Annotated in this window: 3 protein-coding genes and 1 pseudogene; all 4 read left to right on the top strand. The window is 64.9% G+C overall.

Annotated features, from left to right (window positions below; genetic code table 11):
* Positions 1-335 (top strand): annotated as a pseudogene (locus ACFO5X_RS18090) (DNA methyltransferase); the annotation flags it as partial.
* A 247-nt stretch (positions 336-582) separates the two neighbouring features.
* Entirely contained in the window at positions 583-957 is a 375-nt protein-coding gene (locus ACFO5X_RS18085) for a phage terminase small subunit P27 family (protein ID WP_380719509.1), read from the top strand.
* 89 nt (positions 958-1046) lie between these two features.
* On the top strand, positions 1047-1394 hold the full coding sequence (locus tag ACFO5X_RS18080; RefSeq protein WP_380719508.1) for a hypothetical protein: 348 nt from the start codon (positions 1047-1049) through the stop codon (positions 1392-1394).
* Positions 1395-1487: 93 nt separating this feature from the next.
* Positions 1488-9890 carry a glycoside hydrolase family 94 protein gene (locus tag ACFO5X_RS18075; protein WP_380719506.1) on the top strand — a complete coding sequence of 2801 codons (8403 nt, stop codon included), beginning with the start codon at positions 1488-1490 and terminating at the stop codon, positions 9888-9890.
* The last annotated feature ends 1 nt before the right edge of the window (position 9891 follow it).

Here is a 9891-nt window from a genome sequence, read left to right as displayed (position 1 = left end):
GGCGATCGCAAGCAATCCACCCTGTGGTCGATCCCGAGCCGGGACCAGGATGCCTCCACCACACACGGCACCCAGAAACCCGTCGAGTGCATGCGCCGCCCGATGTTGAACAATTCGAGCACGGGCAGGCGGTCTACGAGCCCTTCTGCGGGTCCGGCAGTTCGATCATTGCAGCTGAGAGCTGCGGGCGCATCTCGCTCGCGATGGAGTTGAGCCCGGCCTATGTCGATGTCGCGGTCCTGCGCTGGCAGGCCTTCGCTGGCCAGGTGGCAACGCTGGACGGCGACTGTCGCACCTTCGACCTGGGCAAGCAGGACCGGGAGGCGCAGGCATGACCGGGGGGGAGGTCATTTATCCAGGGCGTTTCGAGCCCGAACCGGCGGCGTCGGTCTTTTCACACACCCGCGTAATTGGCAGGGGGGTATCCCCCATCACGTTCGTGCCGGGTTTCGCGGAAATGCGGGCACTTACGGCAAACCCGCATCGGCTTGTGGGGCGAAATTGGTCGACCAACTCGGTGGCTGTGGCCTTGACGTGGGACAAGTCCTCGCCGCGCGCCTCAAGGAACGAAACGGATATCTAATGCGTGGCCGCAAACCCAAGCCAACGGCTCTGAAGGTGCTGGAGGGCAATCCCGGCAAGCGACAGGTCAACGGAAGCGAGCCGAAGCCCCCCTCCTCGCAACCGACCTGCCCCTCGCATCTGTCACCCACCGCCAAGGCGGAATGGAAACGGCTGGCCGGGACGCTGAACCGGATCGGACTTCTGACCCAGGTCGATCGCACGGTTCTGGCCGCCTATTGCCAGGCCTTCGGAAAATGGGTTGAAGCCGAGCGCAAGCTCGCGGAGACGCCGACGCTGCTGAAGATGCCCTCCGGCTTGGTTCCGGCCATCGGCTGTTTCCCGCTTTTGGCTGTCCGAAGCAGGAACATAACCTGCAAATCCGAGTTGAAGTAGGTCTGCCCGGTCCAGTCAGACCCCGCCACTCCGGCACCCGTCCCAAATGACCGAAACTGGCATTCGGGCGAACCATCATGAGGTATCCAATGTTCGCATCGAAAACTGCAGCCGCAATTTGCGCCGCCGTCCTACTGATGGCCAGTCTCGCCACGGCCCAGACCGCACCGGGCGATCCCGGAGCGGAATGGTCGAAGAGCATGAGCGCGACGTTCTTCACCAGCGACGCCCGCGACACACTGCGATCCGATGACGATATCCTAGCCGGACTCACCACCATGTCAGCTGACGACATGACCGTGATCAAGACCCAGTGCGAGGCGCGTCAGGCGAACGGAGTAAACGAAAGCGTCGCAAGTGGATCCGATGCAGCCGACTCTGGCGCGATCAGTGATGAAAACATGACCCGCATCTGCGAGCTGGTCAGCGCTAACTGAGCGACCAGACGACTGAGATCACGACGCAATCATTATGAGCCGTGATCGGTTGCGTTTTGCGCTGTGCCCATCTCTTCTTACCGAGGAACCGCCGTGGATGACTTGAGGCACTCGAACGAAAACACCAGCGACGAACCGATCCGCCCGGCCCTCGGGGAACTTTCTTTCTTTGCTGTCGGTGCAGAGATCGCCTCAGGCGAGACGAAATTCGACGACGCCTTCCTGTCATCGCCCTACCGGCAGCGTCTGAGGCTGAGCCGGATCGCACTGCGGCAAAACTATCTGGTGACGGCGCGCGCCGCTCGAGAGGGCGCAGTGATCACCCCCGCGGCCGAGTGGCTGCTCGACAACCATCACATCGTGGATGAGAATTTTCGCCTTCTGGAAGAGGGGATGTCCGGAAAGTTCATTCGCTCTCTTCCTCATACCAACACCCAAAGCGGAGCGGTACCCGATGTCGTTCCCCTCGTCTGGCGCTACGTCGCGCTGAGCAACGCCGAGGTCGACCAGGCGTCATTCACCGCGCTTGTGGAAGGGTTCCAGTCGATCCGGGACTTGAAGATCGGCGAACTTTGGGCCCTGCCCTCCATGCTGCGCTATGTGCTGCTCGAAAACCTTCGCAGGGTGTCGGACCGCGTTGCCCAGTCCCGCAACGAACGGGCCGAAGCAAATCGCCTTGCCGATCACATCTTGCGGGACGATCAGAACCCCAAAAGCTGGGAGCGCGACCGTGCCGTCTCCGACACGATGGCGGCGCAACTGCTTTACCGCCTGCGCGACGGTGCAAGCGCGGCCGATCGCGGCCTCGCCTGGCTGGACCGCCAGCTTGCGGCGAGGGGAACGGACTCCGCACAGATCATCTTGGCAGAGCATGCGCGGCAGTCCGCGGCGAATGTGATCGCGGGCAACGTGATACGCAGTCTCAAGACCCTCGGCGACATCAACTGGGCGGACTGGTTCGAAACCGTCAGCCGGGTAGACCGGCTCTTGCGCCAGGACGCCGACTTTGCGCGGCTCGACCGCTCGACGCGCAACGATTATCGAAATACCGTCGAGCGTATCGCTTCACGGTCGGATTTCAGCGAGTTGGACGTCGCCCGCAAGGCGCTCGAACTGGCGGACGATCAGGGGCCCGGCCTCCTGCTGACCGGCGCAAGGGTACCGGACCTCGAGGCCGCCTGCGGCTACCGCGCAGGCGTTGGGGTCAGATTTCTGCGCGCATGGCGCAAGCTGGGCTGGATGGGGATCTTCGGTCCGGCCCTCGCGCTGACGGTCCTTATTGGCCTGCTCATGGCGAATGCCGTTCCCGGGACACTGCCGAAGGCGGCGATCTGGCTTCTGTTCCTGCCTGCCCTGCTCAGCGCATCCGAAGCGGCGATGGGGATCGTCCACCTTGTCGCGGCCTGGCTCGCGCCGCCCCGGCGCCTGCCGGCATTCGACTACAGCGACGGCATTCCCGCCGAGGCGCGCACACTGGTCGTGATACCGGGACTGATAGACAATTTCGATGCGGTCGACGACTTGGCCGAGACATTGGAACTGCACTACCTCGCCAATCCTGATGGCGCGGTCGATTTCGCCCTCCTGACAGACTGGGTGGATTCAACCGCCGAAATCTCCGCGACCGATCGAAAGGTATTGGCCTACGCCCAAAGCGCAATCGACCGTCTCGCCGCAAAATACGCGCATGTCGGACGGCGGTTCTATCTGCTCCACCGCAGCCGCCTCTGGAACCCGGGGCAAGGTGTCTGGATGGGGTGGGAGCGCAAGCGAGGCAAACTCAGCGAGTTGAACGCGCTGCTGCTTGGCTCCGCCGAAACGACGTTCATGGAAACAGGCCCGCGCCCGCCCGAAGGCGTGCGTTATGTGATCACGCTGGACAGCGACACGCGCCTTCCGCGCGGCACGGTGGCGGCGCTGGTCGGAAAGATGATGCACCCGGCGAACCGCCCGGTCGCCGATCCCGAGACGGGCATCGTGCGGTCCGGGCACGCAATCATCCAGCCACGCATCACGGCTTCCCTGACGACCGCGAACGAAGCATCGATTTTCCAGCGCATCTTCTCGGTCGGCCGCGGCATGGACCCTTATGTCTTCACCGTGTCCGATCTGTATCAGGATCTGCTCGACGAAGGCTCTTTCGCGGGCAAGGGGATTTACGACGTCGCGGCCTTCGAGGCGGCGATGGCAGGCCGGTTCCCCGAGAACCTCGTGCTTAGCCATGACCTGCTCGAAGGCAGCCTGGCGCGCGCTGCTCTGGCGAGCGACGTGCAAGTGGTCGAGGACTTCCCCATTCGCTACGACATCGACGCCGCGCGTCAGCATCGTTGGGTACGTGGCGACTGGCAGTTGCTTCCCTACATCCTTGATCTGCGCAACGGAGTGCCAGCGCTCGGACGGCTGAAGATGGTCGACAACCTGCGGCGCAGTCTGGTCGCGCCCTCCTGGATAGCCGCCTCGGTAGCCGGGTGGGTCGTCCTGGCAGCAGGTCCCGCCCTGCACTGGCAGGCGCTGCTGCTGGTCACGCTGTTTTTCATGCCGATCATGAACCTGCAATCGGGCCTCGTTCCACGCCACCCGGGTGTTTCCGCCCTTCGGCACCTCGGCCGGGTGGGCGCGGATCTGGCCGGACACCTCGCCGAAACGGGACTGCGGGTCGTCTTCATCGCGCATCAGGCCGTCTCGATGGTGGACGCCATTCTGCGAACTCTCTGGCGCGTCTACGTCAGCCGTCGCAACCTGCTCGAATGGCGCACGGCCCAAGAGGTTCACACGCGCGCGAGCGGTGACTGGCAGGCATGGTGGGACCGGATGATCTTGTCCCCCACCATCGGCGTCGCCGCGCTGGGTCTGACCCTCTGGGCCAACCCCGGCAACCTTCCTCTCGCCGCCGTCTTTTCTCTGGCCTGGGTCGCGGCACCCGCCGTCGCGCAATGGGTGTCGCGGCCGCTCGAGACCGCCGACAGGCTCGACCTTGCGCCAGCGGACCGCGACACCTTGCGCCGGGTCGCCAGAACCACATGGCGGTTCTTCGAGACCTTCGTGACCGAGCAGACCAACCACCTGCCGCCCGACAACTTCCAGGATACCCCGGAACCAAAGCTGGCAGAGCGGACGTCGCCCACCAACGTCGGACTTTACCTCTTGGCCGTGCTGACCGCCCGGGACATGGGCTGGACCGGCCTGCGGCCCGCCATCGCCCGGATCGAGCGCACTCTGGATGCCATGGACCAGCTCGAGCGTTTCCGTGGGCATTTCTACAACTGGTACGACACCCGCGACATGCGGGTGCTGGAGCCGCGCTATATCTCTTCGGTCGACAGCGGCAACCTTGCCGGGCACCTGATCGTAGTGTCTTCCGCGCTTCGGGAGTGGGCGGCCAATCCGGCGGTTCACCAGTATGGGTCGATGGAAGGGATCGGCGATACCCTGGCCGCGCTGACCGGGGCGCTGGCCGCGACCCCCAACGACCGGAGAATCTTGCGCCCTCTACGACGAAGGCTGGACGCCCTGATCGAAGGATTTGCCAGCAGCCATCGCAATTACATCCGCGAGCCGCAACTCGCGCCGGTTCGGGCGCTCAACCTCGTCGTGATCGCCGCCGACATCGTTCGTCTGGCCGACGACCTTCATGCGGAGGCCGCACGAGCCGAGACCGCCGAAGTCCAATGGTGGGCGAAGGCGCTGCAACGAAATTGCGAGGAACTCATCGGCGACGTCGAAGCCTCCTCCGAACCGCTGCCAGAGCTGTCCCGAAGGGTTTCACGCCTTGCCGAACGGGCACGTAGGATCGCCTTCGAGATGGATTTCCGGCTGCTGATGAACCCGGAAAAGCGCCTCCTGTCCATTGGATACCGCGTCTCCGCTCAGGAACTGGACGAATCCTGCTACGATCTGCTGGCCTCCGAAGCACGCCTCGCAAGCCTTTTCGCCATCGCCAAGGGCGATCTGCCAACGGAACACTGGATGCGGCTCGGACGGCCGGTCACCACGATCGGAACGCAGGCGGCCCTGCTGTCCTGGTCGGGCTCGATGTTCGAATACCTCATGCCACCGCTTGTTATGCACGAACGGACCGGAGGCATCCTCGACGCCTCGAACCGCATGGCGGTCGCGCGGCAAATACAGGATGGCCGTCGTCTGGGTCGGCCCTGGGGCGTGTCCGAAAGCGCCTTCAACGCCCGCGACCGCGAGATGAATTACCAATATCACGCCTTCGGCTCGCCAGAACTGGCGCTCAAGCGGATGTTCGAGGACGAATATGTCGTGGCGCCCTACGCCACCCTGCTGGCCGCACAGGTTCAGCCGTCGCAGGCGGTGACCAACCTTCGGAAGCTGGACGGGCTGGGGGCATTCGGACCTTACGGATACTACGACGCGGTGGATTTCACCGCCGCCCGCCTGCCCGAAGGCCAGCGGCACGCGGTGGTGCGCAACGTCATGGCGCATCATCATGGCATGTCGATTGCGGCCATCGGCAATGCCGTCCTGGATGGCATTCATCGCCGACGATTCCACGATGACGAGGTGATCCGGGCGGCAGAACTCCTGTTACAGGAAAAGGCCCCGCGCGAGGTTGTCCCTGTCACCCGTGCCGAGGGGCAGGAATGCCTTGCCCGCGATACCGCCTACGACGACATGTCGCTGGGGACGTCGACCGACCCTGCAACGGACCGGCGCATCCTGGCCTTGCTGTCGAACGGCACGCTTTCGGCGCATCTGGCTTCGACCGGGTCTGGTTCCCTGCGTCTTGGCGAGATCGCAATCACGCGCTGGCGTCCCGACACCGCCGTCGATCATGGCGGCACCTTCCTGTTCTTGCGGGACGTCGCAGACGGCCGGTGGTGGTCGGCAACCACGAGCCCGCGACGGGCGGCGGGAGAAACGGCCCGCGCCGTGTTCTCCGATCACAAGGCCGAGTTCTTCAAGACTGTCGGTGACATCGAGACACGGATGGACGTGATCGTCGCTTCCGATGCCACAGCCGAAGGACGCCGCCTGACGATCACCAACTCTGGCACGGAACCGCGGACCATCGAAGTCACGAGCTATGGCGAGATCGTGCTGGACCGGGAAGACGCCGACCAGGCGCATACGGCCTTCTCGCGAATGTTTGTCCGCACCGAGATCCGCGACGGCGGCAGCATCATCACCGCGCGCCGCAGGCCCCGCGGTGCCGGGGGGCGGACGCTATACATGGCGCATCTGTTGGCAGGACGGGCCGATCACCGGTCGGATCAGGCCGAGACGGATCGGAGGAAATTCCTAGGCAGGGGGCGCGATCTTGCACATGCCGCCGCCTTCGACGAAGGCGCCAGTCTGACCGGGACGGATGGCTTCACGCTCGATCCCGTCTTCTCGATCCGCCGGAAGCTCACGATTCCGTCGGGCAAACATGCCGCCTTAACCTTCTGGACGATCGCCTCAGAGTCCGAGGAGCAGCTCGATCAGGTCATCCGCCACTTCCGCAATGAAGCGGCCTTCGAACACGAGGCGCGGATGGCCTGGACGATGAGCCAGGTCCAGCTGCGTCACGCCGGAACAAAGCCATCCGAAGCAGCCCTGTTCCGCACGGTCGCAGCGGCGCTGATCTGGCCGGACCGGCGGCTGGGAGTCCAGGACGACGACCTCCGCGCCTCCCTTGGCCCGCAAAGCGACCTGTGGCCGATGGGGATTTCCGGCGATCGACCGATCCTGCTGTTGCGGACCGATGACGAGGCCGACATGCCGATCCTTCGCAAGGCCTTGCGGATGGCCGAGTATTTCCGGCTTCACGGGCTGACAGCGGACCTCGTCATCCTCAACGACCGCAAGTCGTCCTATGCCGAGGATCTGCAGACCGGAATCCAGGCGATGGTCGATCTGGCGGCCCGCGCATCGCACGTCGATGCCGCGCATCGCCACGTTCATGTGGTGAAACGTGAGGGACTGTCAGACGCCAGCTATCAGACGTTGCTGGCCGCGGCGCGCATCGTCCTGCACACCCGCAATGGCAAGATCAGCGAACAACTTGCGCGGCTGGAACCTGCCGAACGCGCGCCCGAGCCTGTTTTTCGGCTGCTGCCGGCGCCGTCGCGCAGCACCCCGCGCGTTGCGCCACGGTTCCCCGATGAAGCCTTCTTGTTCTGGAACGGACTTGGCGGTTTCTCGCAGGATGGGCGGGAATACGTCGTGCGGATGCGCCATGAGGAACGCACGCCGCACCCGTGGATCAATGTGATCGCACGAAGTGATTTCGGGTTCCATGTTTCGGCGGGCGGGGCGGCCTACACATGGTCGGTCAACTCGCGCGATCACCAGCTGACGCCCTGGTCGAACGACCCGGTGACAAACCGGCCCGGCGAGGCGATCCTGATCCGGAATGTCGACACCGGGGCGGTGATTTCCCCCTTCGCCGCGCTGTCGGACGATCCGATCGCACTGCACGAGGCACGGCACGGGCTCGGATACTCGCGTTTTCGCGTCTGGACCGACTGGGTCGAGGCCGAGGCGCTGATGACGCTGGCTGATGGCGCTCCGGCCAGGCTGACCCAGATCAAGGTCTGCAACCGTGGCAGCGCACCACTGCGGCTCGAGGTGGTGTCCTTTGCCGAACTGGTGTTGGGCAACAACCGCGCCAGAACGGCCCCGATGATCCGGGTCACTCACGATGCCGAACGAAACGCGCTGATTGCCCGCAATCCCTTCTCGACGGATTTTGCCGGACGCTGCACGGTTCTGAGCGCCAATCGTCCGCTGTCCAGGACCTGCACGTCCCGCCTCGACTTCCTCGGTCGCGGCGGCAGGCTGGCGGCCCCGGAAGCCCTCGCGCACTGGCCCGAGGCAAGCGGGACGGAGGGCGATCCCTGCCTTGCGGCCCGGACCGACATCAGCGTGGCGGCGGGCGGCGAAGAGACCGTGACATTCATCCTGTCCGACAGCGACACGAAGGACATGAATGTCGTCTTGCAGAATGCGCTCGATCCGGACGCGGTGAATCAGGCCAAAGCCGCCGCCGAGGCGGAGTGGGTGGACTTTCTTGGCTGCCTTCAGGTCAGCACACCCGACCCGGCCTTCGATCTGATGATCAACACCTGGCTGCCCTACCAGTCGCTCGCCTGCCGCATCCGGGGTCGCACGGCGTTTTACCAGGCGTCCGGGGCCTACGGCTTCCGCGACCAGTTGCAGGACACATCGGCCTGGATATTGCAGGACCCGGCACTCGCCAGGGCCCAGTTGCTGACCGCCGCATCGCGCCAGTTCACCGAAGGCGACGTGCAGCACTGGTGGCTGCCCGGCTCCGGCGCCGGGGTGCGGACGATGATCTCGGACGACCCGGTCTGGCTGGCCCATCTCACCGCGCGATATGTCGGGGCAACCGGCGACAAGGCCGTGCTGGACGACATGGTTCCCTTCCTGACTGGTCCGGCGCTGGAACCGGGACAGCACGATGCCTTCTTCGTCCCGACCCTGTCGGGCACCGAGGCGCCGCTCTGGGACCATTGCGCCCTGGCGCTCGACTTGGTGATCAAGCGCACCGGGGCGAATGGCATGCCGCTGTTTCTCACCGGCGACTGGAACGACGGCATGAACCGCGTTGGCGAGGAAGGCCGGGGCGAGAGCGTCTGGCTGGCGTGGTTCCTCCTCGACACGCTTGACGCGATGATCCCGCTCGCCAAGGCCCGGAAGGACACCGCGCATGTCTCTGCATGGCGTCTCCACCGCAAGGCGCTGGTGGACGGCATCGAAACCGCCGGATGGGATGGCGAATGGTACAGGCGTGGCTTCTACGACGACGGCACGCCCCTAGGATCGAAGGATTCGGCCGAGTGCCGGATCGATTCCATCGCCCAGTCCTGGGCGACCATTTCAGGCGCGGGCGACGCCGACAGGGCCAGCCGCGCGCTGGACAGCGTGATGGCGCATCTGGCCGATGACGAGGCCGGGATCGTCCGGCTGTTCACCCCACCCTTCGACAAGACCGAAAAAGAGCCGGGCTACATCAAGGCCTACCCGCCGGGCGTGCGCGAGAATGGCGGGCAGTATACCCACGCCGCCACCTGGCTGGCCTATGCCCTTGGCCGTGCCGGTCGCGGAACCGACGCGCTACGCGTCTTCGGGATGCTGAACCCGGTGAACCACGCCACCACCCGGGATACGGCAGACCGCTACCGCGTCGAGCCCTATGTGGTTGCCGCCGACATCTACGGGGCCGGTGACAAGACCGGACGCGGTGGCTGGACCTGGTACACCGGTTCGGCGGGCTGGCTCTACCGGGCCGGGGTCGAGGGCATTCTTGGCCTTTCCCTCGAAGAAGGCGACCGCCTGCGTGTGAAACCCGCATTGCCCGACGGTTGGACGGGCTTTACCGCCAGCCTGCAACGAAACGGCACCCGGATCGCGATTGAGGTCCGGCGCAGGGGCGACGGCGTTGCAGTGCTCGTCGATGGCATCGAGGCGGATGACGGTGTGGTCTGGCTCGACGCCAGACAGGCACGCGAAAGGGAGCCGGGATAAG

It is taken from the genome of Seohaeicola nanhaiensis (assembly GCF_042654245.1).
GTDB lineage: Bacteria > Pseudomonadota > Alphaproteobacteria > Rhodobacterales > Rhodobacteraceae > Seohaeicola_A > Seohaeicola_A nanhaiensis.
The sequence above is the reverse complement of the archived record's forward strand: the minus strand, read 5'-3'. Positions and strand labels throughout refer to the sequence as shown.